At 64.3% G+C, this 24,068-nt stretch carries 21 protein-coding genes; 16 read left to right on the forward strand and 5 right to left on the reverse strand.

From position 1 onward, the window contains the following. Positions 1 to 348, reverse strand: coding sequence for a hypothetical protein (locus ACKVEX_RS08585; protein ID WP_473215300.1), 348 nt, complete (start codon positions 346 to 348; stop codon positions 1 to 3). Between the two features lie 190 nt (positions 349 to 538). Here ACKVEX_RS08585 and ACKVEX_RS08590 point away from each other — a divergent pair, with 190 nt between their 5' ends. The 3 genes from ACKVEX_RS08590 (at position 539) to trmA (ending at position 5,730) form a co-directional block, all read left to right on the forward strand. Beyond that, positions 539 to 1,678, forward strand: a complete 1,140-nt coding sequence (locus ACKVEX_RS08590; protein ID WP_473215301.1) for a metallophosphoesterase family protein — start codon at positions 539 to 541, stop codon at positions 1,676 to 1,678. Beyond that, complete coding sequence (locus tag ACKVEX_RS08595; RefSeq protein WP_473215302.1) at positions 1,675 to 4,410, forward strand: AAA family ATPase; 2,736 nt, start codon at positions 1,675 to 1,677, stop codon at positions 4,408 to 4,410. The genes ACKVEX_RS08590 and ACKVEX_RS08595 overlap by 4 nt, the downstream gene beginning before the upstream one ends. Positions 4,411 to 4,641: 231 nt before the next feature. Further along, the gene (gene trmA / locus ACKVEX_RS08600) at positions 4,642 to 5,730 is read left to right on the forward strand and encodes a tRNA (uridine(54)-C5)-methyltransferase TrmA (protein ID WP_473215303.1); all 1,089 of its coding nucleotides are present in this window, start codon (positions 4,642 to 4,644) and stop codon (positions 5,728 to 5,730) included. Positions 5,731 to 5,779: 49 nt separating this feature from the next. Here the strand turns inward: trmA and ACKVEX_RS08605 are convergent, their stop codons facing one another. From ACKVEX_RS08605 to dnaA, 4 genes are all read right to left on the reverse strand, one after another. Next, positions 5,780 to 6,238 (reverse strand): diguanylate cyclase domain-containing protein, encoded by a 459-nt coding sequence (locus ACKVEX_RS08605; RefSeq protein ID WP_473215348.1) that lies wholly within the window; start codon positions 6,236 to 6,238, stop codon positions 5,780 to 5,782. A 24-nt stretch (positions 6,239 to 6,262) separates the two neighbouring features. Beyond that, positions 6,263 to 8,752: a DNA topoisomerase (ATP-hydrolyzing) subunit B gene (gene gyrB, locus ACKVEX_RS08610; protein ID WP_473215304.1), complete on the reverse strand. Its 2,490-nt coding sequence runs from the start codon at positions 8,750 to 8,752 to the stop codon at positions 6,263 to 6,265. Positions 8,753 to 8,913: 161 nt separating this feature from the next. Then, the gene (dnaN, locus tag ACKVEX_RS08615; RefSeq protein ID WP_473215305.1) at positions 8,914 to 10,020 is read right to left on the reverse strand and encodes a DNA polymerase III subunit beta; all 1,107 of its coding nucleotides are present in this window, start codon (positions 10,018 to 10,020) and stop codon (positions 8,914 to 8,916) included. Positions 10,021 to 10,089: 69 nt separating this feature from the next. Next, a complete protein-coding gene (dnaA, locus tag ACKVEX_RS08620) occupies positions 10,090 to 11,511 on the reverse strand; it encodes a chromosomal replication initiator protein DnaA (RefSeq protein WP_473215306.1) in 1,422 nt (473 codons plus the stop codon). Between the two features lie 291 nt (positions 11,512 to 11,802). On the opposite strand from dnaA, the gene rpmH reads away from it, so the two are divergent. The 13 genes from rpmH (at position 11,803) to ACKVEX_RS08685 (ending at position 24,058) form a co-directional block, all read left to right on the forward strand. Beyond that, the gene (gene rpmH, locus ACKVEX_RS08625) at positions 11,803 to 11,937 is read left to right on the forward strand and encodes a 50S ribosomal protein L34 (protein WP_002926183.1); all 135 of its coding nucleotides are present in this window, start codon (positions 11,803 to 11,805) and stop codon (positions 11,935 to 11,937) included. 1 nt (position 11,938) lies between these two features. Then, complete coding sequence (rnpA, locus tag ACKVEX_RS08630) at positions 11,939 to 12,301, forward strand: ribonuclease P protein component (protein ID WP_473215307.1); 363 nt, start codon at positions 11,939 to 11,941, stop codon at positions 12,299 to 12,301. After that, positions 12,295 to 12,528, forward strand: a complete 234-nt coding sequence (yidD, locus tag ACKVEX_RS08635) for a membrane protein insertion efficiency factor YidD (RefSeq protein ID WP_473215308.1) — start codon at positions 12,295 to 12,297, stop codon at positions 12,526 to 12,528. Before rnpA ends, yidD begins: the two co-directional genes overlap by 7 nt. Before the next feature lie 4 nt (positions 12,529 to 12,532). Continuing rightward, positions 12,533 to 14,191, forward strand: a complete 1,659-nt coding sequence (gene yidC / locus ACKVEX_RS08640) for a membrane protein insertase YidC (RefSeq protein ID WP_473215309.1) — start codon at positions 12,533 to 12,535, stop codon at positions 14,189 to 14,191. Next, positions 14,160 to 15,521, forward strand: a complete 1,362-nt coding sequence (mnmE, locus tag ACKVEX_RS08645) for a tRNA uridine-5-carboxymethylaminomethyl(34) synthesis GTPase MnmE (RefSeq protein ID WP_473215310.1) — start codon at positions 14,160 to 14,162, stop codon at positions 15,519 to 15,521. Before yidC ends, mnmE begins: the two co-directional genes overlap by 32 nt. Before the next feature lie 234 nt (positions 15,522 to 15,755). Further along, on the forward strand, positions 15,756 to 16,529 hold the full coding sequence (locus tag ACKVEX_RS08650; RefSeq protein ID WP_473215311.1) for a TSUP family transporter: 774 nt from the start codon (positions 15,756 to 15,758) through the stop codon (positions 16,527 to 16,529). A 201-nt stretch (positions 16,530 to 16,730) separates the two neighbouring features. Beyond that, positions 16,731 to 17,117, forward strand: coding sequence for an adenosylmethionine decarboxylase (gene speD / locus ACKVEX_RS08655; RefSeq protein WP_473215312.1), 387 nt, complete (start codon positions 16,731 to 16,733; stop codon positions 17,115 to 17,117). Beyond that, on the forward strand, positions 17,117 to 18,004 hold the full coding sequence (speE, locus tag ACKVEX_RS08660; protein ID WP_473215313.1) for a polyamine aminopropyltransferase: 888 nt from the start codon (positions 17,117 to 17,119) through the stop codon (positions 18,002 to 18,004). Before speD ends, speE begins: the two co-directional genes overlap by 1 nt. A gap of 42 nt (positions 18,005 to 18,046) precedes the next feature. Then, complete coding sequence (rsmB, locus tag ACKVEX_RS08665) at positions 18,047 to 19,360, forward strand: 16S rRNA (cytosine(967)-C(5))-methyltransferase RsmB (protein ID WP_473215314.1); 1,314 nt, start codon at positions 18,047 to 18,049, stop codon at positions 19,358 to 19,360. Positions 19,361 to 19,391: 31 nt separating this feature from the next. Next, positions 19,392 to 19,928, forward strand: a complete 537-nt coding sequence (locus ACKVEX_RS08670) for a DUF4390 domain-containing protein (RefSeq protein WP_473215349.1) — start codon at positions 19,392 to 19,394, stop codon at positions 19,926 to 19,928. Further along, positions 19,925 to 22,042 (forward strand): sensor histidine kinase, encoded by a 2,118-nt coding sequence (locus ACKVEX_RS08675; protein ID WP_473215315.1) that lies wholly within the window; start codon positions 19,925 to 19,927, stop codon positions 22,040 to 22,042. The genes ACKVEX_RS08670 and ACKVEX_RS08675 overlap by 4 nt, the downstream gene beginning before the upstream one ends. 38 nt (positions 22,043 to 22,080) lie before the next feature. Then, a complete protein-coding gene (locus ACKVEX_RS08680; protein ID WP_473215316.1) occupies positions 22,081 to 23,325 on the forward strand; it encodes a sigma-54-dependent transcriptional regulator in 1,245 nt (414 codons plus the stop codon). A 118-nt stretch (positions 23,326 to 23,443) separates the two neighbouring features. Continuing rightward, a complete protein-coding gene (locus ACKVEX_RS08685; protein ID WP_473215317.1) occupies positions 23,444 to 24,058 on the forward strand; it encodes a hypothetical protein in 615 nt (204 codons plus the stop codon). The last annotated feature ends 10 nt before the right edge of the window (positions 24,059 to 24,068 follow it).

The raw sequence follows: 24,068 nt of genomic DNA on the forward strand, positions 1-24,068 counted from the left end.
TCAGCGCACCGGCTCGAAGGGTTCGATGCTGATGATGGCGATCCGCCGCCCGCGATCGCGCGCATACGTGAAGCGCCCGACGATGCTGGCTTCCCGCCCCAGGTGCGGTGCGATCTGCTCGGGTGGCATCAGGCCGACGCGGTTGATGTGAGCGTCCTCCAGCCAGTAATGGCGGGGATCGTCGAAGCCGCGCACGGTGCCGCGGGTGCGCACATCGCGCCCGTCGTAGGCCTGCGGGTTGGCAGCGAGTTCGGCCAGCGTGACGTCGGACACGCCGTCGCTGTCACACGCAACGATGGTCAGCATCGCGGCGAGTCCGGTCAGCAGCAGGCGCGACAGCGTGTTCAAGGGCGTGTCCAGCGAAGCGAAGTCGATTCGTGACGGGAGTGGGCCCGAATTGCGGCTCCGGGTGACATTTTCGGCGTGTGAGCGGCGTTCGGCAAGGCGGATGTCAGGGCGCGCAGCGTGAATCGATTCGGTATAGTGCCGAGCCAGTCCCCGTGTTTCCGAACCCCTCTCGATCGACAGGCTTGATCCGATGCCCAGATTCCTGCATACCGCCGACTGGCAGATCGGCAAATTGTTCGGCCAGTTCGAATCCGACGAGGCCGCGCTGCTGGCCGAGGAGCGTTTTGCCGCGGTCGAGCGGCTGGCCCAGCTTGCCGCGGTGCAGGGCGTGGATGCGGTGCTGGTGGCCGGGGACGTATTCGATGCGCAGACGGTGGCCGATCGCACCATTCATCGGCTGTTCCATGCGATGGCCGGCTTCGGCGGGCGGTGGCTGATGATTCCGGGCAATCACGACGCGGCGCTGGCCGAATCGGTGTGGACCCGCGCCGAGCGGCTGAAGGCCATTCCGGCCAATGTGACCGTGTGCCTGCGCGCGCAACCGCTGCTGCTGGAGTCGGCCCGCGTGGCGGTGTTGCCCGCGCCGCTGACCCAGCGCAACACCCATGTGGATCTCACCGAATGGTTTGCGGCCGCCGAGACCCCGCCCGGCTTCATTCGCATTGGACTTGCCCATGGCAGCGTGCAGGGCATTCTCGCCGAGGATATCGACTCGGCCAACCCGATCGCGGCCGGACGCGCCGGCCAAGCCCGCCTCGACTACCTTGCGCTGGGCGACTGGCACGGCACCCGTCAGGTGGACGACCGGACCTGGTATGCGGGTACGCCGGAGACCGACCGTTTCCGTGCCAACGACTCTGGCCAGGCGCTGCTGGTCGAACTCGCTGCAGCAGGCGCGCTGCCGACGGTGACCCCGGTGGCGATCGGCCGCTACCGCTGGCAGGCCACCACCGTGAGCCTGCAGGTGGCGAGCGATGATGACCTGCTGCTCGCGCGCCTCGCGCAATACGGGCCGGCCGACGTGGTGCAGCTTACGGTCGGCGGCCGCAGCGATCTGGCCGGCCATCGCCGCCTGACCGATGCGCTCGGCCAGGCAAGGGGCCGCGCGCGCAGCCTGATGGCGGATCTGGGCGCGCTTGAGCTCGAACCCACGACCGAGGATATAGAGGCGCTCGCCGCCGACGGTTATCTGAACGAAGTCATCGTCGAATTGCAGGCCGCCCAGCACGACGCGGACGCCGGGCGCGCCGCCACCGCGCGCGACGCGCTGGTGCTGCTCGCCGGCCTGCTCGACGCGCGCCGGCCGGCTGCGAAGGGGGCGACGCAATGAAGCTAATCCGGCTGCGCATCGAGCAGTTCCGTCAGTTCCGCACTCCGATCGAGATCGGCGATTTCGCGCCCGGCCTGAACCTGTTCACCGGCCCGAACGAGGCGGGCAAGAGCACGATCGTCGCGGCGATCCGGGCCGCGTTCTTCGAGCGTCACCGATCCGGCAGCGTGGAAGACCTGCGCCCCTGGGGCGATTCGGCCGCGGTGCCGACCGTGGAGCTGGATTTCGAGCTGGACGGCGAGGTCTGCCGGCTGGTGAAAAGCTTTCTCGCGAAGAAGCGCTGCGAGCTGACGATCGGCTCGCACGGCCTGGACGGGGCCGAGGCCGAGGACCGGTTGGCCGAATTGCTCGGTTTCATGCACGCCGGCAAGGGTGCGAGCAAGGCCGAACACTGGGGCATCCCGGGCCTGCTGTGGATACAGCAGGGGGCCGCGCACGAATTGCGCGATGCGGTCGGTCATGCCACCGACCATCTGCGCAGCGCACTCAACGAGTCGCTCGGCGAGGTCGCCGCCAGCGGTGGCGACGAGTTGCTCGCTACGGTGCAGACGCAGCGCGGGGAGCTGCTCACCGAGAAGGGGGGTCACCCGCGCGGCGCATACAAGGACGCATTGGACAGGGCCGCCGAACTGGATGCCGTGCTGCGCGAGCTGGATACCGAGATCGACCGCTACCGTCAGCGTGTGGACGCGCTGGCGAAGCTGCGGGTCGAGCATGCGGCCGATGAGGCCGAAAGGCCGTGGCTGGACTTCCGCGCGCGCCAGCAGGCTGCCGGCGAACGTCTGGCCGAGATCCGTCGGGTCGAGACCACGCTCGCTACCGAACTCGAACGCGCGGTCCAGGTGGAGGGACGCATCAACTTGCTGCGCAGCCAGATCGACGCCTTCGTGCGTGAGGAGCAGGCGGCCGACAAACGCGCGGACGCGCTGGAACAGGCGCGTCAGGCGCTCGTGGCCGCGGGTGCTCCGGTCGAACAATGGACCGCCCGCCGCGCGGAATCCGCACAGGCGCTGGAGCGCGCCCGGGCCGCCCTGTACGCGGCACGCCGGGCCGAAACCCGTGCCACGCTGATCCGCGAGGTCGAGGACACCCGTGCCAAGCTGGAAGGCGCAGCCGCGCAGCTGGCCAGGGCCGAGTCCGCACAGCGGAACGCGCTGGCGCTGCAGGGTCGGGCCGCCGCCTGCGAGCTTCGGCCTGCGGAGCTGAAGGCGCTGCGCGCGCAGGACCGAGAGCTCGCGGATCTCCGTTTGCAGCAGGCCGTCGCCGCGACGCGTCTGAGCTATGCGCTGGAGCCCGGCCGCAGCATCGAGATCGGTACGCAGACACTGACCGGTAGCGGCGAGCAGCGCCTGCTGGCCGAGACCACGCTGATCCTGCCCGGTCTCGGTCGACTCGAGATCGCCCCGGGCGGGGCCGATCTCGCCGAGCTTGCCGCCCGTGCGGCGGACCTGGAGGTCCGTCAGCAGTCGCTGCTCGCCCGCCACGGACTGGCGTCCCTGGATGCGGCCGAAGCGCGCCAGCTGGAACACGCGCGCCTGCAGGCGGCGCTCGATTCCGCGCAGGCGACGCTGGCCGCGCTGGCGCCCGAGGGTCTGGATGCGCTGCGCGCCGAGCACGCCCGACTGCAGGCGCGCGCCGAGGAGGCGTCGCAGAAGCTGGCGGCGCTTGCGGCCTCATCCGAAGCCCTGACCGGGGCGCGCGCGGGGGTCGGATCGAGCTTAGGGGCGGACGATGAGGACCGGGATGCCACCCGACCCATCGCGCGGGACGCGGTCGCCGTCCTCGGCGTCGCCGACGCGGAAGCGGCTGAACGGCATGCCGCGCACAGCAACACCTCGATCCAGCAGAAGCTGCACCAGGCCGAGCTTGCGGCCGCCAACGCGCAGACCGCGTTCGATGCCGCCGCGCGCGAGCTCGCGTCCGCACGCGCGGTGATCGACGCGCCGGACCGTGCCCTGCGGGTCGCCGCAGCCAGTCGCGACCTGACCGACGCGCGCGCCGAACAGGCCGCGGTGAACGCGCGCATCGCGACGCTACAGCAACGGGTCGCCGAGGCCCGCCCGGACATCCTGCAGCAGGACGTCGAGCGTTACCGCAACAGTGCCGACCAGCTGGAGCAGCGGCACCGGGATCGCCGCGACGAGCTGATGCGCCTGGAGGTCGAACTGCAGACCGAAGGCGCCCGGGGTCAGGAGGAGCGGCGCGCCGAGTTCGCCCGTGACCATGCCCAGGCTGCTCGCCGCGCCACCGAGCTGGGTCGTCGTGCGCAGGCGCTGGACCTGCTGCTGAGGCTGCTGCGCGACAAGCGCCGCGCGTTGACCCGTCGTCTGCAGGCGCCGCTGCAGAAGCACCTGAACCATTACCTGCAGCTGCTGTTCCCGCAGGCGAACCTGGAGATCGACGAGAATCTCACCCCCGGCCCGCTCACCCGCCCGACCGCAAGCGGTAACGAGACGGGCGAGTTCGAGGCGCTCAGCTTCGGCGCCCGCGAACAGATGGGCGTGATCAGCCGCCTCGCCTATGCCGATCTGCTCGCCGAAGCCGGCCGCCCGACGCTGGTGATCCTGGACGACGCGCTGGTGCACAGCGACGCCGAGCGTCTCGCGCAGATGAAGCGGGTGCTGTTCGACGCCGCCACGCGGCACCAGATCCTGCTGTTCACCTGTCATCCGGCGAACTGGCGGGATCTGGGTGTCGCCGCGCGATCGCTGGAAGGCTTCCGGATGGGGTGAAGCCTTGCCGGTGAGACCGAGTCCGGTCACACTGGCCGGGCGAGCCGGGCCAGCCACCTGCCGGCCTCGGAGAACGGGCGGCTGGATCGCTCGGATGTCGGCGCCATGCCGCAGAATCTGCGAACCTTGCGGGCGTCCTGCCGGCACGGAACGCCGATGTCCGCCGATCTTTGAGACAATGGCGCACTTCGTGCGGCGCAAGCGTCGCCGTTCCGATCACCTGGACGCCAGATGCCGCTTTCCCGTATCAATCCCGCCGCCTGCGGCGAGTTGCTCGACGACAAGGTCGCGCGTTACAGGCGTAACTTTGCCGAACTCGATCTGCCCGAGCCGGCGGTCTTCCCGTCCGAGCCCTTGCACTATCGGCTCAGGGCCGAGTTCCGGCTCTGGCATCAGGCGGGCGGCATTCATTACGCGATGTTCGATCGGGCCGATCCGAAGACCCCGGTGCTGATCGACGACTTTCCGGTCGCGACGAGAAGGATAGGCGATGCGATGCCGCGTCTGCGCGATGCGCTGAACGCGAACGAGGCCCTGAGAAGGCGGGTATTCCAGGTGGACTTTCTCGCGACGCTGAGCGGCGAGCTGATGGTGACGCTGGTCTATCACCGGCCCCTCGACGACGAATGGGAGAACGCCGCGCGCGAACTGGCGGCGACGCTCGATGCCCGGCTGATCGGGCGCAGCCGCAAGCAGCATGTGGTGCTCGATCGGGACTGGGTGCTGGAATCCTTCGAGCTCGACGGACGGGAGCTGGTCTTTCAGCAGATCGAGGGCAGCTTCACGCAGCCCAACGGCGGCGTGAATCGCCATATGCTCGGCTGGGCCCGGACGCAGGCCCGCGGCATCGGCGGCGATCTGCTCGAACTGTATTGCGGCAACGGCAATTTCACGATCGCGCTGGCGCCGCTGTTCGGCAGGGTGCTCGCGACCGAGATGAGCAAGCCGTCGGTGCGCGCCGCCGAATACAATCTGGCGGCCAACCGCGTGGACAACGTGACGATGGTGCGCATGTCCAGCCACGAAATCAGCGATGCGCTTGCCGGCGGTCGCGCCTATCGACGCCTGAAGGACGTGGACCTGCGCAGCTACCGATTTTCGACGCTGTTCGTCGATCCACCGCGGGCCGGGCTGGACCAAGGCACGGTGGCACTCGCGTGCGGCTTCGATCGCATCCTCTATGTCTCCTGCAATCCCGACACGCTGCGCGACAACGTCGCCGCGCTGCATGCGACCCATCGCATCGTCGCAGCCGCGGCCTTCGATCAGTTCCCCTATACCGATCATCTGGAATGCGGCTTGCTGCTGGCACACCGGTAGTCGATCGCGGCCGCCAGCGGGTCGGGGACGTCGATGCCCGGATTTGGGTTCAGAGGGCCGGATCGAGCAGATTCATGCTGCGCCGGACCGCGAGGGCACGCAGCGCGTCGACGGGAATCGCCGGACTGAACAGAAAGCCCTGCGCCTCGTCGCCTGCGGCATGGCCCAGCGAGTCGTTGATCAGCTTGAAGCGGTCGAGATTCAGGAACAGCACGCCGAGCCGGGTGCCGGAGTCGCGGCAGTTCGCGATCGACTCATCGAGACGATCGGCCAGCATCGGGCGATCGACCAGGCCGGTCAGCTGGTCGTTGAGCGTGAGCTGGCGGAGACGCTCTTCCACTTCCTTCGACACGCTGATGTCGGTGATCGTGACGACATGACTGAGCGTCGCACCATCGCTGTCGCGTATGGCCCGCACCGCCACCAGGGCGGGAAAGGCGTCGCCGTCGCGACGCCTGATCCACGCCTCGCCGCGCCAGCGCAGTGCAGGCTTGAGGATCGCATCGATCCGCTCAGGGGATGACTTCGAGCCTCACACGTCGATATTTCGCGCATACAGCGCGTTGCCCTCGATGAACGCCCTTCTCGGCTCGACATTGTCCCCCATCAGCGTCGTGAAAATCTCGTCGGCCGAGATGGCGTCTTCGATCTGCACGCGCAGCAGGCGGCGGACGGCGGGATCCATCGTGGTTTCCCACAGCTGGTCGGGGTTCATTTCACCGAGGCCCTTGTAGCGCTGCTTGTTGAGGTTGCGTTCGACCTCGGCGAGCAGCCAGCGGATCGCCTCGGCGAAACGCTTGACCGGCTGGCTCTTGTCGCCGCGGCGGATCTCGGCGCCGGTGCCGATCAGGTCCGAGATCGATTCGGCGGCGGTGCGGATGCTGCGGTAGTCGCCGGAGACCAGGAACTCTTCCTCGATCCAGCCGAAGCGGCGGTTGCCGTGGTGCATGCGCTCGATGGTGAGGCGCCAGCCTTCCGACTCGTGGTGATACTCCGGGTAGATCTGGACTTCCGGCGGCAGATGGGCCTGGATGCGCTCGGCCGACGCGCGGGCGGCGGCTTCGTCTTCCAGGCTGACCGTGATGTCCTGCGCGAGCATCGCATGCAGTACCGCCGGATCGATGTAGCTGGCGAGGCGATTGATGACCGCCTCGGCGAGCAGGTAGCTGCGGGCCAGACCGCCGAGCGCCTCTTCGACGATCAGGTCGCCGCCCTCGCGCGGCAGCAGCGCAGCGCCGTCGAGCGCGAGCTTGAGCAGGTGCTGGTTGAGTTCGTTGTCGTCCTTGATGTACATCTCGGTCTTGCCGTGCTTGATCTTGTACAGCGGCGGTTGCGCGATGTAGATGTGGCCGCGCTCGACCAGCTCCGGCATCTGCCGGTAGAAGAAGGTCAGCAGCAGCGTGCGGATGTGTGCGCCGTCGACGTCGGCGTCGGTCATGATGATGATGCGGTGGTAGCGCAGCTTCTCGGGCTTGTAGTCCTCCTTGCCGATGCCGGTGCCGAGCGCAGTGATCATCGTCGCGATCTCCTGGCTCTGGAGCAGCTTGTCGAAGCGCGCTTTTTCGACGTTCAGGATCTTGCCCTTCAGTGGCAGGATGGCCTGGAACTTGCGGTCACGGCCCTGCTTGGCGGAACCGCCGGCGGAGTCACCCTCGACCAGGTAGATTTCGCACAGCGCCGGGTCCTTTTCCTGGCAGTCGGCAAGCTTGCCGGGCAGGCCGACGCCGTCGAGCAGGCCCTTGCGGCGGGTCATCTCGCGCGCCTTGCGAGCGGCATCGCGCGCGCGCGCGGCCTCGACGATCTTGCCGCAGATGGTCTTGGCGTCGATCGGGTTCTCGAGCAGGAAGTCGTTGAGCTTGTTCGCGACGACTTCCTCGACCGCCGGCCGGGCCTCGGACGACACCAGCTTCATCTTGGTCTGAGACGCGAACTTGGGGTCGGGCATCTTCACCGACAGCACACAGGCGAGGCCCTCGCGCATGTCGTCGCCGGAGATGTCGACCTTGGCCTTCTTCGCGATCTCGTTGATCTCGATGTACTTGTTGATCACGCGGGTCATCGCGGCGCGCAGGCCGGTGAGGTGCGTGCCGCCGTCGGCCTGCGGGATGTTGTTGGTGAAGCACAGCACCTGCTCGGCGTAGGAGTCGTTCCACTGCATCGCGACCTCGACCGACAGTTCCGCGTCGAGTCCGCCTCCGGTGGGGATGCGGGTTTCGCCGGATGCATGGAAGACGTTGGGATGGAGCACGGTCTTGCTTCGGTTGATGTACTCGACGAAGCCTTTCACGCCGCCGGCGAAGGCGAAGTTCTCCTCCTTGGCGGTGCGCTGGTCGACGAGGCGGATCTTGACGCCGTTGTTCAGGAAGGACAGCTCCCTGAGCCGCTTGGCGAGGATGTCGTAGTGGAACTCGAGGTTGCCGAAGATCTCCTCGTCCGCCAGAAAGTGCAGCTCGGTGCCGCGCCGGGTGGTGGGTTCGCCGACCACGCGCAGCGGGCTGACCTCGACGCCGTCCACGACCTCGATCACGCGGTCCTGCGGTACCCCGCGATGGAACTCGATGAAATGTTTCCTGCCGTCGCGGCGGATGGTCAGGCGCAGCCACTTGGACAGCGCGTTGACGCAGGACACGCCGACGCCGTGCAGGCCGCCGGAGACCTTGTAGCTGTTCTGGTTGAACTTGCCGCCGGCATGGAGCACGCACATCACGATCTCGGCGGCCGAGCGCTTGGGCTCGTGCTTGTCGTCCATCTTGACGCCGACCGGGATGCCCCGGCCATTGTCGGACACCGAGATCGAGTTGTCCGGGTGGATCGTGACGACGATGTCGTCGCAATGGCCGGCCAGCGCCTCGTCGATCGCGTTGTCGACGACCTCGAACACCATGTGGTGCAGACCGGTGCCGTCCGACGTGTCGCCAATATACATGCCGGGACGCTTGCGCACGGCTTCCAGCCCTTCGAGCTGCTGGATGCTGGATTCGTCGTAGTCTTCGTTGAGCGGGCGGTTCTGCATTTCTGACATGGTCTATCTCGGGTGATTCGCGAATGGGCTTTCGGGCGATGCGGGTGGCCAGCACCCGGGGTGTTGCGGGCGGTGGCCACCCGCCGGTGCAGGGGCACGTCGGAGCGGAAGCGCGTCGGCTGTCCCGATTCGCCGCAGGCGGATCCGGCGCGATGAATGGATCAGATGCGCATCGGCATCACGACATACTTGAAGTGTTCGTTGCCCGGCACGGTGAGCAGCGCGCTGGAGTTGCCGTCGTTGAAGCGCCACTCGATCTGCTCGGTACCGACATTGTTGAGCACGTCGAGCAGATAGGTCACGTTGAAGCCGATATCCAGCGGATCACCCTGGTAGTCGACTTCGAGTTCCTCCTGTGCCTCTTCCTGCTCGTTGTTTGAACTCACGATGCGCAGCAGGCCGTCCTCGAGCACCAGGCGCACGCCGCGGAACTTGTCGCTGGTCAGGATCGCGACCCGCGACAGCGCGGCCAGCAGCGGCGCACGATCGAAGGTGATCATCTTGGGGTGATGCTGCGGGATCACACGCTCGTAATCGGGAAACTTGCCGTCGATCAGCTTGGTGACCAGCTCTATCGGCCCGAAGCGGAACACTGCCTGGTTGCCCGCCAGCACGACCTCGAGCATGTCGTCGGTGTCGGCGAGCTGGCGACCGAGTTCCATCACGGTCTTGCGCGGCAGGATCACTTCGGTGCGCGGCAACTCGGACTCGATCTCGCTGGCGGCATAGGCGAGGCGGTGGCCGTCGGTCGCGACCATGCGCAGCTCGTTGCCGGACGCGATCAGCAGCAGCCCGTTCAGGTAGTAGCGGATGTCCTGCTGCGCCATCGCATAGGCAACCTGCGCAAGCTGGTGCTTGAAGGTTTTCTGGTTGACGGAGAAGCGCGCGCTGTCGCCTTCTGGGAGGTTCATGCGCGGATAGTCGGCGGCCGGCAGCGTCTGCAACTGGAAGCGGCTCTTGCCCGCCTTGACCGTCAGGCGCTTGTCGTCGAGCGTCAGATTGACCGACGCGCCGTCCGGCAGCGCCCGCAGGATGTCCTGCAATTTGCGCGCACCGACCGTCAGACTGGCGTCGTCGCCGCCGAGGTCGCCGGCGGTCGTGGTGCGGATCTGGATCTCGATGTCGGTGGCCAGCAGCGTGAGCTGGTCGCCGACCTTCTCGATCAGCACGTTCGACAGAATCGGCAGCGTATGGCGCTTTTCGACGATGCCGGCAACCGATTGAAGCGGGGCGAGCAGGGCATCGCGGGTCGTGGTGAGCAAATGCATGGCGTCAGTATGTTGTGTTGTTGGTTGTACAGCCGTTACGCGAGGTTCGGGCGGAGCGGGCGACTTGCTTCATCCGCGCAGCACCTGGGTGAGCACGTGAACATCGTGGTTGAGTTGCGGATCGCCCAGCCGCAGATCGGCGATCGTGCGACACGCGTGCAGCACCGTGGTGTGGTCGCGGCCACCGAAGGCGTCGCCGATCGCGGGCAGCGACATCGGGGTGAGTTCCTTGGTCAACCACATCGCGATCTGGCGCGGCCGTGCGATCACACGAGTGCGCTTCTTGGAGTGCATGTCGGCGATCTTGATCTTGTAATAGTCCGCGACCGTCTTCTGGATGTGCTCGATGGTCAGTTGCCGGTTGTGCGCGTTGAGCAGGTCCTTCAGCGCCTCCTTGGCGACCTCCAGCGAGATCGAACGGCCGTGGAAGCGCGCAAAGGCGACCACCTTGTTGAGCGCCCCTTCGAGCTCGCGCACATTGGAGCGCAGGTTCTTCGCAATCAGGAAGGCTACGTCGTCATCGAGACCCACCCGCAGCGCCTCGGCCTTCTTCTTCAGGATCGCGACGCGCATCTCGAGTTCGGGCGGTTCGATCTGGACGGTCAGACCCCAGTCGAAACGCGAAATCAGTCGATCCTCGAGCCCCTGGATATCCTTGGGGTAGGTGTCGCAGGTGATGACGATCTGCTTGCGCGCCTCGGTTAGGGCATTGAACGCGTGGAAGAACTCCTCCTGCGTACGGTTCTTGTTGTTGAAGAACTGGATGTCATCGATGATCAGCAGGTCGAGTGACCGGTAGTAGCGCTTGAACGCGTCGAAACTCTTCTGCTGATAGGCGCGCACCACGTCCGCGTAATAGTCCTCTACATGCACATAGCGGATCACCGCCTGCGGATTGTGCCGGTAGACGGCGTTGCCGATCGCGTGCACCAGGTGGGTCTTGCCCAGGCCGACACCACCGTAGATGAACAGCGGGTTGTAGGACGTACCTGGATTCTGTGCCACCTGCATTGCCGCAGCGCGGGCGAGATCGTTGGCACGCCCGGTGACCAGTGTGTCGAACGTGAAATACGGGTTCAGACGGGTCTTCTCATAACTCGCCTCGGCCGCCGCGACGGCATGTTCCCTGGGCGTCATCGTCCTGACGGTCGGCTCTGCAGTGGGTCCGGGCGTCGCGTTTTTGGGGGCTTCCGCGCGCCGAGCCGCCGCAGGCTGAGTGCTCGGGGCAACGTCCTTCGGGGCGCTCGGCAGCGTGATCTCGAGTTCGATCGGGGTTCCGTGGAACTCGGTGCCCAGTTCGCTGATCCTTTGCAGATAGCGCTCGCGTACCCACTGCAGAACGAAACGATTCGGCGCCAGAAGGCGCAGAAACGGTTGCCCGGTTGCCGGGACGCCGTCCGCCTGCAGCGCCTTTATCCAGGTGCTGAACTGCTGGGGTGGCAGTTCGCTCTCGAGGCGCGACAGGCAGAAAGACCAGAAATCTTGAGTCACGAGTGGATCGATATGTGCTTGATGCAAAGTATCCGAGTGCGCATGGCCATCGGGTTGAGCCGACGGCAAGACGTCCAGTGTCGAATTGGGTGGTGAGTCCGGGTATAGTGGTCGCCGGCTTTCCAGGTGCACGCCGGACCGGCCGCAAAGCGGAAGAACCGATGCATGCCGATCGTTGGATTCTACCCGTCCGGGACGCACTTATCCACAGCTACGACCAAAAAATATTCTTGACAAACAGGCTATTATGATTTTTAATGCTGCGTTTGACTCAAATACTGGCCAACAAACATGAAACGCACTTACCAACCTTCCGTCGTTCGTCGCAAGCGCACCCATGGTTTCCTGGTCCGGATGAAGACCCGTGGAGGTCGTGCGGTGATCCGCGCTCGTCGCGCGAAGGGTCGTCACCGTCTCGCCGTCTGAAGTGATCGGCCCGTCAGGCGCTGATCAGGGGTTTCCCGGCGCCTACAGATTACGAAAAACGGATGAGTATTCATCCGTTTTTGCTTTTCGGCGGGTACTCAAGGGTCGGTATCTGATCATGAATTTCCGTCCCAACGGTCTCGGTACTGCCCGACTGGGGGTCGTGGTTGCGAAGCGACTCGCCAGACGTGCGAACCTGCGCAATCTGGTGAAACGTATCGTCCGGGAACAATTCCGGAAGAATCGCGCCTCACTTCCTGCGTTCGATCTGGTGGTGCGTTTGAATGCATCGGTCACGCTCGCGACGCGTGCGATGATCAACGATGATATGGTTCGGTTGCTCGACCGCTTGCGAAAATGTTGAAGAAGCTGCTTCTAGGTCTGATCGGCATGTACCGTTACGGCATCAGCCCGATGCTGGGCCGTAATTGCCGGTTCCATCCGACCTGTTCGGAGTACGCCATGGAGGCGATCAAGCTGCATGGCTCACTGCGTGGAAGCTGGCTTGCCCTGAAGCGGGTGGGCAAATGCCATCCGTTCCATCCCGGCGGGTTCGATCCCGTCCCCGAACACCTTCAAAACGAAAAATAGTCCGATGGATCAGCGCCGCATCATTCTTTTTCTGATTTTCTCCTTCGCCCTCGTGATGTTGTGGGATGCCTGGCTCAAGGATCAGCGTCCTGCAGCTACACCGACACCCGTGGTGGCGAGCGATACCCCTGGCGCTGTCAGCCTTCCGACCCCGAGTGCCGGACTGGCCGCCGATTCGGCGGCCGGGGTTCCGGGGGTGGGGATGTCCGAGGTCACGGCAGCGGAAAGAGCCGTGGTCAGGACCGACATGTTCGATGTGGAGATCTCGTCGATTGGCGGCGAAATCGTCAAGCTCGAACTCACGCAGCACCGTGACAGCGAGGACCGTTCTCGCGGCTTCCGGCTGTTCGACGACGGCTTGCGGCACGTCTATTCGGCGCAGTCCGGGTTGATCGGCGAGGGATTGCCCAACCACCGTACTCCCTACACTCTGCAGGCGGGTGAACATGTGTTGCAGGACGGGCAGGACAGCCTCACGCTGCGTCTGGAGGCGCCCGAGCAGGATGGCGTGCGGGTCACCAAGCTGCTGACCTTCAACCGCGGCACTTATGTCATCGACGTCGATTTCGAGATCGAGAACAGGAGTGATGTCAGCCTGTCGCCGCATGCCTATTTCCAGTTCGCACGCGATAGCAAGCCAGCCGAAGCGGTCGAGGTTTTCGGGGTGCGGACCTTCACGGGTCCGGCTTTCTATACCGATGCCGACAAGTTTCAGAAGGTCGATTTCGACGACATCGAGCGGGGTCGGGCAAAAATCTCCGGCCCTTCGAGCGACGGCTGGGCTGCGATGGTGCAGCATTACTTCGTCGGTGCGTGGCTCCCGCAGGGTGACGTGCAGCGCGAATTCTTTGCGCGCAAGGTCGCCGGGGACCTCTACACCGCGGGGCTGATTCTGCCGGTCAGCACGATCGGTCCGGAGCAAAGTGGTCGGGTGGGTTCGCGGCTCTATGCAGGGCCGCAGGAGCAGGACCACCTTTCCGAGATCGCGGACGGGCTCGATCTGGTCGTCGACTACGGCTGGCTGACCGTGATCGCCGCGCCTCTGTTCTGGGTGCTGTCCTGGCTGTACGGCCTGACCGGCAACTGGGGCTGGGCGATCATCCTGGTGACGGTGCTGATCAAACTGGCGTTCTTCCCGCTTTCGGCCGCAAGCTACAAGTCGATGGCGAAGATGCGCGTGCTCGGCCCTCGGATGCAGCGCCTGAAGGAGCTGTACGGACATGACAAGCAGAAGATGCAGCAGGAAGTCATGGAGATGTACCGCAAGGAGAAGATCAATCCGCTGGGCGGCTGCCTGCCGATCCTGGTGCAGATTCCGGTCTTCATCGCGCTGTACTGGGTGTTGCTCGGTAGCGTCGAGATGCGTCATGCGCCATGGTTGGGCTGGATTCAGGATCTGTCGGCCAAGGATCCGTACTTCATTCTCCCGGTCATCATGGGCGCATCGATGCTGATCCAGATGAAGCTCAACCCGGCGCCGCCGGATCCGCTTCAGGCCAAGATCATGATGGCGCTGCCGATCGTGTTCACTTTCATGTTCATGTGGTTCCCCTCCGGCCTGGTGTTGTACTGGGTCGTGAACAACATCCTGTCGATTGCACAGCAGTGGCAGATCACGCGGATGATCGAGCGTGGAAAGAAGCCAGGCGCCAAGCCCGCGTGACACGATAGCCGCGATTGCAACGGCACCCGGGCGCGGTGGCATCGGCGTCATCAGGGTGTCGGGGCAGTCGTTGAGCGCGTTCGCGATCGACCTCTGTGGTCGAGAACCCAAACCCCGCCATGCGGGGTTTGTTCGTTTTCTGGGCCCGGATACACAGACCATCGACGAGGGCTTGCTGCTTTACTTCCCCGCCCCCGCGTCATTCACGGGGGAGGACGTGCTGGAGCTGCAGGGACATGGTGGACCGGTCGTGATGCAGTTGCTGCTTCAACGGTGCGTCGAGCTGGGTGCGCGAATGGCCGAGCCCGGGGAGTTTTCGCGGCGCGCATTCCTGAACGGGCGGATGGATCTCGCGCAGGCCGAGGCGGTGTGCGATCTGATCGAGGCCTCGACAGCAGCGGCGGCACGGTCGGCGGTGCGATCGCTGTCGGGGATTTTTTCGGAGCGCGTTAATCGCCTTCGCGATGAATTGGTTGACCTTCGCATGCTGGTGGAGGCGACGCTGGACTTTCCGGAGGAGGAACTGGATTTTCTGGAGAAGGCGCGGGCCTTCGAGCGCCTGGCGGCGGTACGCGCTCGGCTTGCGGAGTTGCTGGATCGCGCCTCGCAAGGCGCGTTGTTGCGGGAAGGGATGCGGGTCGTGCTGGTGGGGCGGCCGAACGTCGGCAAGTCGAGCCTGTTGAATGCACTTGCGGGGGATGATCTGGCGATCGTGACCGATGTTGCCGGCACGACGCGCGATGCGGTCCGCGAGACGATTCAGGTGAAGGGTATCCCGCTGCACATCATCGATACCGCGGGATTGCACGCATCGGACGATGTGGTCGAGCGCATCGGTATGGAGCGTACCTGGAGTGAGATCGCCAAGGCCGACCTGATTCTCAGATTGCTGGAGGAGCGTGAGACGGATACGTTGGGTGACGCCGAGATCGATGCGCGCTTGCCAAGCGGTGTTCCGCGGATCATGTTGTTCAACAAGATCGACCTGATCGGAACCGAAGCCTGTCGATCGCTCGCAGCGGACGGGTGCGTGATCATCCATCTGTCCGCCAAGACCGGTGAAGGCGTCGGGTTGTTGCGCGATGAGATTGCCAGCGTGGCCGGTTGGCATTCGGACGGCGAGGATGTGGTACTTGCGCGCGAGCGGCATCTGGCGGCACTCAGGCTTGCGCAAGGGCATCTCGGCGAGGCGGTGGGGTTGGTTGCATCGCTGGAGCTGTTTGCGGAAGAACTCAGGCTTGCCCAGGAGGCTTTGGGCGAGATTACAGGCGAGTTCAGTTCGGATGACCTTCTGGGCGTGATCTTTTCCAGGTTCTGTATCGGCAAGTAGCACGACTTTTCCAGAAGGCTTCAGGCGGTAGTGCATTGTTTCACGTGAAACGCTGCGCGACGTGCGGACATCGTGCGCCTCGCTCGACGTGCATTTGGCGACGGTTCCGTGTGACGCAAGATCCGCTACGCCGACGTGAGCGGTCATCTGAGATGCGCCGCATTCCCGCGTTCCGTCGTCAGCGCGGCGGCATGCTTCAACGCCACATGTCACGAGTCTGTGACCCGAACGAGAATGAGTGAATTGGACGCGCTGTTTCTGATGCTGGGTATCGCAGCCTTCTTCGCGGGATTCGTCGACGCCGTGGTGGGGGGCGGTGGACTGGTGCAGATACCCGCGTTGTTTGCAGTGTACCCGGGCGGACAGGTTGCGACGCTGCTTGCGACGAACAAGGTGGCGAGCATCGTCGGCACGAGTAGTGCAGCCGTTCAGTATGCGCTTCGAGTTCGCATTCCATGGGGAATAGCCCTGCCCGGCGCGATCGCCGCTCTGGTGGGTGCGTGGTTTGGAGCGCGGGCGGTGGCGTATCTGCCGGGCGAGTTTCTGCGACCGTTGGTGCTGGTGCTCCTGGTCGTCGTAGCCGTCTACACCTTCGCGAAGAAGGACTTTGGACAAACGTCGACTGCGCGACGGCGCAGGTCGGTGGAGATGCCGATTGCGCTCGCGATCGGGGGCGTGATTGGCTTCTACGATGGATTCTTCGGACCTGGCACCGGAAGCTTTCTGATCTTCCTGTTCGTGAGGGGGTTGGGGCTGGATTTTCTTCGCGCGTCGGTGACGGCCAAGATCGTCAATGTGGCAACCAACTTCTCGGCCTTGAGCTTCTTCGTGCTGAACGTGGAGGTACTGTGGAAAGTGGGTCTCCTGATGGCCTGTTGTAATCTTCTGGGTGCGCTGACCGGTTCGCGAATGGCGCTCACACATGGTGCGGCCTTCGTACGCAGGATGTTCCTTGGCGTGGTGGCTGTCCTGATTGCGAAGCTCGCCTTTGATCTCCTCCGTGCCTGAATGTTTCTCTACCACGACTGCACACGGTTTCACGTGAAACATCGTGGATCGCCCAAACCGCCGGCATTCGCAACGCCAGAATCCGATCCCGTTTCTGTCATGGCTGCACATCCACTTTGCCCAAATGTTGCAGCGTGCCGTGTGCATGCATCGCCATGTTAGAATCGAGCGCTTTAGCTGTGGTTGGATCGAAGGAGAGAAATGAACGGACTTCATCTGATTGCGGATCTCTACCGCTGCCAATGTCCCCCGAAGGTGATGCTCGACCGGGCGGTGCTGGAGGACATCTGCGTCACCGAATGTCGCGACGCCGGCCTTACGCCACTGGGGGCCTATTTCTACCAATTTACCCATGACGACGGCCAAGCGGCCGGTGTGACCGGTACAGTGGTCCTGGCTGAATCGCATCTCGCGATTCATACGTGGCCCGAAACCGGTGATGTCACCCTCGACGTCTACGTCTGCAACTTTTCACGCGACAACAGCGACCGTGCGAGACTGATCTTCACGCGGCTGATCGATCTGTTCAACCCGGAAGAGTCCGCCTGCCACGATGTGCTGCGCGGCCATCTTCCGGCTGCCGTCTGATGCCGATGACCGAACACGACCCGATCCGGCCCGAACCTTTGGCCGAGGATCTCAACGAGCATGCCGGTTTCTTCATCAGAGGGGGGCGCCTGCTCGAGTCGGGCCACTCGGCCTACCAGCACTACGAGGTCTGGGACACCCCGCAGTTCGGACGCCTGTTCAGGCTCGACGGCTATTTCATGACCTCCGAGCGGGATGAGTTCTTCTATCACGAGAATCTGATCCACGTACCGGCCATCGCGCATCCGTCTCCGTCGACCGCGCTGATCATTGGGGGCGGAGATGGCGGGTCGGCGGAGGAACTGCTGAAGTATCCGAGCATGAACCATGTGGTGCTCGTGGAACTCGACGCGAAGGTCGTCGAGATCGCGCGCGCTCATCTCCAGTCGGTGCATCGCGGCGCACTCGACGATGCCCGACTTGAACTGCGCATAGAGGATGGTCTGAGCTATGTTCGCGAGATCGCCCCGAATGCCGACCGACGGTTCGATCTGATCGTGCTGGATCTGACGGACCCGATCGGGCCGGCCGAAGCCCTGTACACCGAAGCCTTCTTTCGCGACTGCAAGGCACTGCTGGGCGACAGGGGTGCGATCACGCTTCATATCGGTGCCCCGATCTTCCAGCCAGACCGACTGTTGCGACTGATCAAGAATCTGCGCGCGGTATTCAATGGAGTCTTTCCGTACTTCATGTACATCCCGCTTTATGGCAGCCAGTGGGGCATGGCGGTCGCGTCCGATACGCTCGATCCGACCGCATTATCCGAGGCGCAGGTGGACGAACGGCTCACCGGTCGCAGCATTGACGCGCTGCAGTATTACAATGGTGCCATGCATGTCGCGCAGTTCGCGTTGCCGAACTACCTGCGCAAGCTTCTGGCCTGAGTCCCGGTTGCGGCTTGCGCGACGCCACCGGAATATCGATTCGTGAAGCAGACCCACAGCAGACCCACTCCTGTTTCAATTGCGCAGGACAGTCTCGCGTATTCCATCCGTCAGGCCGCGCAGCTGGTCGGGGCGGTGCTCGGCGGACGCAATCTTACCGACGCTTTCGAGCATGCCCGGAGCCGCCACCCTGAATGGAGCGACGCGACCCGCGGTGCGATCCGGGATCTGGCCTGGGGCTGCCTGCGCGACTATGGCCGCGGAGACCTGGTGCTGTCACACCTTCTCGCCAAGCCGCTTCCGATCGAAGTCAAGGCCGTACTGCTGGTTTCATTGCACCGTCTCGAGGTGCGTCCGACGCAGTCCCACATGATCGTCGATCAGGCGGTCGATGCAGTGGGCAGTTTCGCCCCGGGTCTAAAGGCCGTGGTCAATGGCGTGCTGCGCAACAGTGGCAGGCGCAGAGCCGAGTTCGAGGCCCTGCTGGATGCGACATCGGTGTGCCGGTTTCGCCATCCGGCGTGGTGGATACAACGGATCCACAAGGATCTGCCCGAGCACTGGGAGCAGTCACTGATGGCCGCCAACCAGCGACCGCCGATGTGTCTGCGCGTGAATCGGCGTCGCGCGGACGTGGCGTCGGTACTGGATTCCCTCGATGCTGCGGGCCTCGCCGCACGGCCCCTGACACAGAATGCGATCCTGGTCGACACCCCGGTTCCGGTGTCCCGTCTGCCCGGTTTCGCCGCTGGTGCGGTGTCGGTTCAGGATGCCGGTGCGCAATGGGCTGCGCCTTACCTCGATCTCGAAGCCGGGCAACGAGTGCTCGATGCTTGTGCCGCTCCCGGGGGGAAAACCGCGCACATGCTGGAATGCGCCGATGTGGACCTCCTGGCGCTCGAGATCGACGAACGGCGTGCCGAGCGCGTTCGAAGCAATCTGGACCGACTGGGTCTGCAGGCCCGCATTCAGGTCGCGGATGCGCGCCAGTCGTCGGTGTGGTGGGACGGGCACCCGTTCGATCGCATCCTCGCCGACGTCCCCTGCAGCGCGTCGGGGGTGACTCGACGCCATCCTGATATCAAATGGTTGCGACGCTCCGAAGACATCCGGCGCTTTGTGGTGCAGCAGCGTGAGATACTCGAGTCGCTTTGGCAAACGCTGGCCGCGGGTGGCAAAATGCTCTATGTGACCTGCTCGCTTTTTCGCGAGGAGAATCACGCTCAGATCGAGGCCTTCTGCGCCAGACATGCGGATGCACGAAGTCTGATGCTCGACGGCCAACCGGATCGACAACTGTTGCCTGCGCCAGAACATGATGGCTTCTATTACGCATTGCTGGAAAAGCGTGGCTGACAGGCTCAGTTGGAGTGCGTCCGGGTGGCTCATGGTGTTGGCCCTGGCGATCGCACCATGGCTCCATGCGCTGGCCGATACGCGAGTGCGCTATGCAGAGATCTTGGCTGCCGAGGACGGCTATGTGGTCAATGCCGATATCGAGTTCGAGCTGAACGCGCGCCTGATCGATGCAATCTCGAAGGGGGTGTCCCTGCATTTCACCGCTGACCTCCAGATCGAGCGTGCGCGCTGGTACTGGTTCGACAGGATGGTCGTCGAACGCAGCCTGCACTATCGCTTGTCCTATCATGCGATCACCCGCACCTACCGACTGTCCATAGGGAATCTCCACCGCAGTTTCGATACGCTCGATGCGGCTGTCCGGACGATGCAGAGGATACGGAACTGGCATATAGCCGATCGGGACGCCCTTGAATCCGGCATGTCATACAACGTCTCGCTGCGCATGCGTCACGACACCAGCATGCTGCCGCGGCCCTTCCAGGTCACTGCGCTCGGCAATCGTGACTGGAATCTTGCCACCGACTGGACTCGCTGGACCTTCCTGGCGGGGGCGGTGCGGTGAAGCGCATATCGATCGTCGTCATCGCCGCATTGGCGGGCATCTCCCTGTTCCTGCTCGCATCGGCGAGCGCCAACACCGACTTGTTCTCGGGGGCGTATCCGTTTCTGCTGGCCCTCAACGGCGCCGTCGCGGTCGTACTCGCAGGTCTGGTAGGGATACAGTTGCGTGACCTTTGGCGCGAGTACCGGACGCGCCAGTTCGGCTCCCGCTTGAAGTACCGCTTGCTGCTGATGTTCGCACTGATGGCCGTGGTCCCCGGGGTCGTCCTGTACGCGGTGTCGCTCCAGTTCGTCGTGCGTAGCATCGATTCGTGGTTCGACGTGAGGGTGGACCGCGCGCTCGAAGGCGGGATCGCGCTCGGTCAGAATGCGCTCGACTATCTGGTTTCGCAGGTCAGCGACAAGGCGAGCGATATGGCGTTGGAGCTGGATGCATCAGGATTGATGTCCTCTTCGCATCTGAATCGTCTGAGGGAACAGGCTGGCGTTGCGAGTGTCACCGTGGTGGGTGCAAACGGTCAGCTACTGGCCACCGTGTCCGATGGCGGCGGTGGCTTTTTGCCCGACCTGCCGACCTCGGTTCAGATGCGTCAGGCGCGCCAGGCACAATACTATCACCTGGTGGAGGCGCGGCCCGGTAACGGCCTGCTGATCAGGGTTGTGGTACCGGTTCCGTCGCGCTCGCTGCTGGCGGAGCCCTCCTACCTTCAGCTCACGCAACCGGTCCCGGAAACCTTCACGCGCCATGTCGACGCAGTGCAGGAGGCGCATCGCGAGTATCAGCAACTGGTCCTGGGTCGGATCGGTTTGAGTCGCATCTACTCGTTGACGCTGACGCTGGCACTGCTGCTCGCGCTGCTCATGGCGGTCGCAGTGGCCTTCGTGCTGACGCGCCGACTCGTGGCGCCGCTGCTGATCCTGGCCGAAGGCACGCAGGCGGTGGCCCAGGGAGATTTCAGTCCCCGACAGGCACTGCCTGCCCGGGATGAACTCGGTGTGCTGACGCAGTCGTTCAATCAGATGACGCGACAGTTGCAGGAGGCACGCGCGCAGGCCGACCGTAACCGCGGCGCGGTCGAGGCCGCACGAGCCTATCTGGAAGGTGTGCTGGCCAATCTGTCCACCGGAGTGCTGGCTTTCGGTGCCGATGGTTGTCTGCGGGCGGCCAATCGCGGCGCGATGGACATTCTGCGCGACGACCTGATCGGGTTCGAGGACTTTCCGCTGGCCGAATGGCCGCGACACCAGCAGTTTCGCGACTTCCTGCTGAAGGGTTTTGCCGACAACTCGGGTGACTGGCATGAACAGTTCGAGCATGCGTTGCCCGACAGCGTGCCCCAGACCCTGCTGATTCACGCCGCACGCCTGCCCGAGAGCTCGGGGGGTGGTGCAGTGGTGGTTTTCGACGACATCTCCAGCCTGGTGATGGCACAGCGCACCGCCGCCTGGGCAGAAGTCGCGCGACGGCTCGCACACGAAATCAAGAACCCGCTGACACCGATTCAGCTTTCGGCCGAGCGACTTGCGTACAAACTGGCGGACAAGCTCGATGAGCCGGGTCGGGAGATCTTGGAACGGGGGACCCGAATGATCGTGAATCAGGTCGAGGCGATGAAGAATCTGGTCAATGCCTTCCGCGATTACGCGCGCATGCCCAGTCCGTCGCTCGGCCCGGTGGATCTTAACGCACTGATTGCAGAAGTCCTGGGTCTGTATGAGAGCTCGCCACTGAAGATCACGACCCGGCTCGCATCCGATCTGCCTATGGTCAGTGGAGATGCGGCACAGATCCGTCAGATCATTCATAATCTGCTGCAGAATGCCGAGGACGCGCAAGCGAGCGATGCGGGAGGCACCTTCTTCGTCATGACCCGGCAAGAGGGTGGCGACCGGGTCCTCATGGTCGCGCAGGACGGTGGTCATGGTTTTCCGTCCGAGGTCCTGGCGCGGGCCTTCGAGCCCTATTTCACCACCAAGACCCGAGGCACCGGGCTCGGCCTCGCAATCGTGAAGAAGATCGTGGACGAGCACGGAGGCGACGTCCGTCTCCAGAACCGCGACAATGGCGGTGCCGAAGTTCAGATCCGGTTGCGCACCGCACCGTCGGAATCCTGACGGTGGTCATGCAGGAATGAAGCACGCGGGTTAAACAGATGGCAAATATTCTGATAGTTGATGACGAAGCCGGGATACGGGAGCTGCTTTCCGAAATTCTCGGCGACGAGGGTCATGACGTGGTGCTCGCCGAGAACGCGGCGGCGGCGCGCGCTCACCGTAATGCGAAGCGCCCCGACCTGGTTTTGCTCGACATCTGGATGCCCGACACCGATGGGATCACATTGCTCAAGGAATGGTCCGCAAACGGGCAACTGACGATGCCGGTGGTCATGATGTCCGGACACGGAACGATCGACACCGCGGTCGAGGCGACCCGTATCGGCGCTATCGACTATCTCGAGAAACCGATTGCGCTTCAGAAGCTGCTGTCGGCGGTCAAGCGTGGCCTGCAGCGTCCCACCGCATCGGGCCAGCCGTCGGCCCTCACGCTGGCCGCTTTTCCGCGCTCGGCGCCACTGAGCGATCTCAGGCGCCGCCTGCAGCAGATCGGAGCGAAGTCCCGCATCCTGCTGTTGCGCGTGGGCCCGGGTAATCTGGTCGATCTGGCGGCGCGCAGCGTCAAACCGGACTCGGCGGGCTGGCTGGATCTGGCAACGGTCACGGCCCCGCTCGACGTGAAGCAACTGCAGGCAGTGCATGGCGGAACCGTGTATGTGCCCGAGCTGGGGCGCTTGAGTCGGATTCAGCACAAGAATCTGACCTTTGCGATCGAGCGACTGGAGCGCTTCAACCTGCACCTGGTCGTCGCCACGGAGTACGGCAGTGAAACGCTGCTGGCCGATGGTTGGGACGAAGGGATCGTCAATCGCCTCTTCGAGATCAGCTTCGCACCGCCGGCGCTGGCCGACGTGCAGGACGACGTGCCCGAGATCGCGGCTCAGCTGCTGCTGCACCTGGTCGAATCCGCGGAGGTGCCGCGGCGTCGCCTGTCGACTGCGGCGCTGAATCAGCTGCGCACGCAGAGCTGGCCGGGTGGTCTGGCCGAACTACGTGCGGCGGTGAAGTCGCTTGCACTCGGCACCCTGGACGAGGAGATCAGCGCAGCCGACGTGCGACGCGTGCTGCCGCCACCGGTCGAGAGCGTGCATTCGGTGTCCTTCGACCAGCCGCTGCGCGAAGCCCGGGAAGCGTTCGAGCGCCTGTATTTCGAGCATTATCTGCGCCTGGAAGGCAACAACATGACCCGGATCGCTGAAAAATGCGGCCTGGAGCGCACTCATCTGTATCGCAAGCTCAAGCAGCTCGGCTTGCAGGTAGGGCGCAAGACTGAGGAGAGCTAGCATCCCGATCGCGCCAGAGCGTTCGTCCGGTTTCGGCCGCATTCGTGCGGCGCTCGAAGAGGTCGGACTGAGACCACTGGCGGCCTTCGCGGTCGACGAGCGAGATGCGGTCCCCGTCATGCCCGACGGAACAGCCGGTGCGGCGCTGGTGCTGGCCGGAAACGCCGGTTCCTCACTGTGGCCGGTGTTCGTCGACTCGCCTGAATACCGCGACCGGAAACCCGATCCGCTCGATCGATGGAGCCGCCGGATCGGTGACGCGCTGGCCACGCGCTTCGGCGCGCGCGCGATCTTTCCGTTCGAAGGCCCACCCTTTCATCCGTTTCAGGCCTGGGTCGCACGGCATGGCGTGCTGGCGCCGTCGCCGCTCGGTGTGCTGGCCCACCCGCGCTATGGCCTCTGGCATGCCTACCGCTTCGCGCTGGTTCTGCCGGGCGTCCCGCCCGATCTGCCCGCGCCCGAGCTCGACAGCTCGCCGTGCCTGAGCTGTATCGAACGGCCCTGTCTGACGTGCTGCCCCGCGGAGGCGGTATCCGCCCAGGGCTACCGATGGGAGGCCTGCATCGACCATCTTCGCGCGGACGCGACCATATCGTGCCGCTCGGATGGCTGCCTTGCCCGGCGGGCCTGTCCGGCCGGCGCTTCGTGGCGCTACGAACCGGCGCATGCGCGCTTTCACATGGATGCCTTCCTGGCTTCGACGGAGCGGATACATTCTGTTTCAGGTGACTGAGCCAGCAAGT

Origin of the sequence: Denitraticella aggregata, from assembly GCF_048158365.1 — a bacterium.
In the GTDB taxonomy this organism is placed as follows: domain Bacteria; phylum Pseudomonadota; class Gammaproteobacteria; order Burkholderiales; family Rhodocyclaceae; genus Azoarcus_F.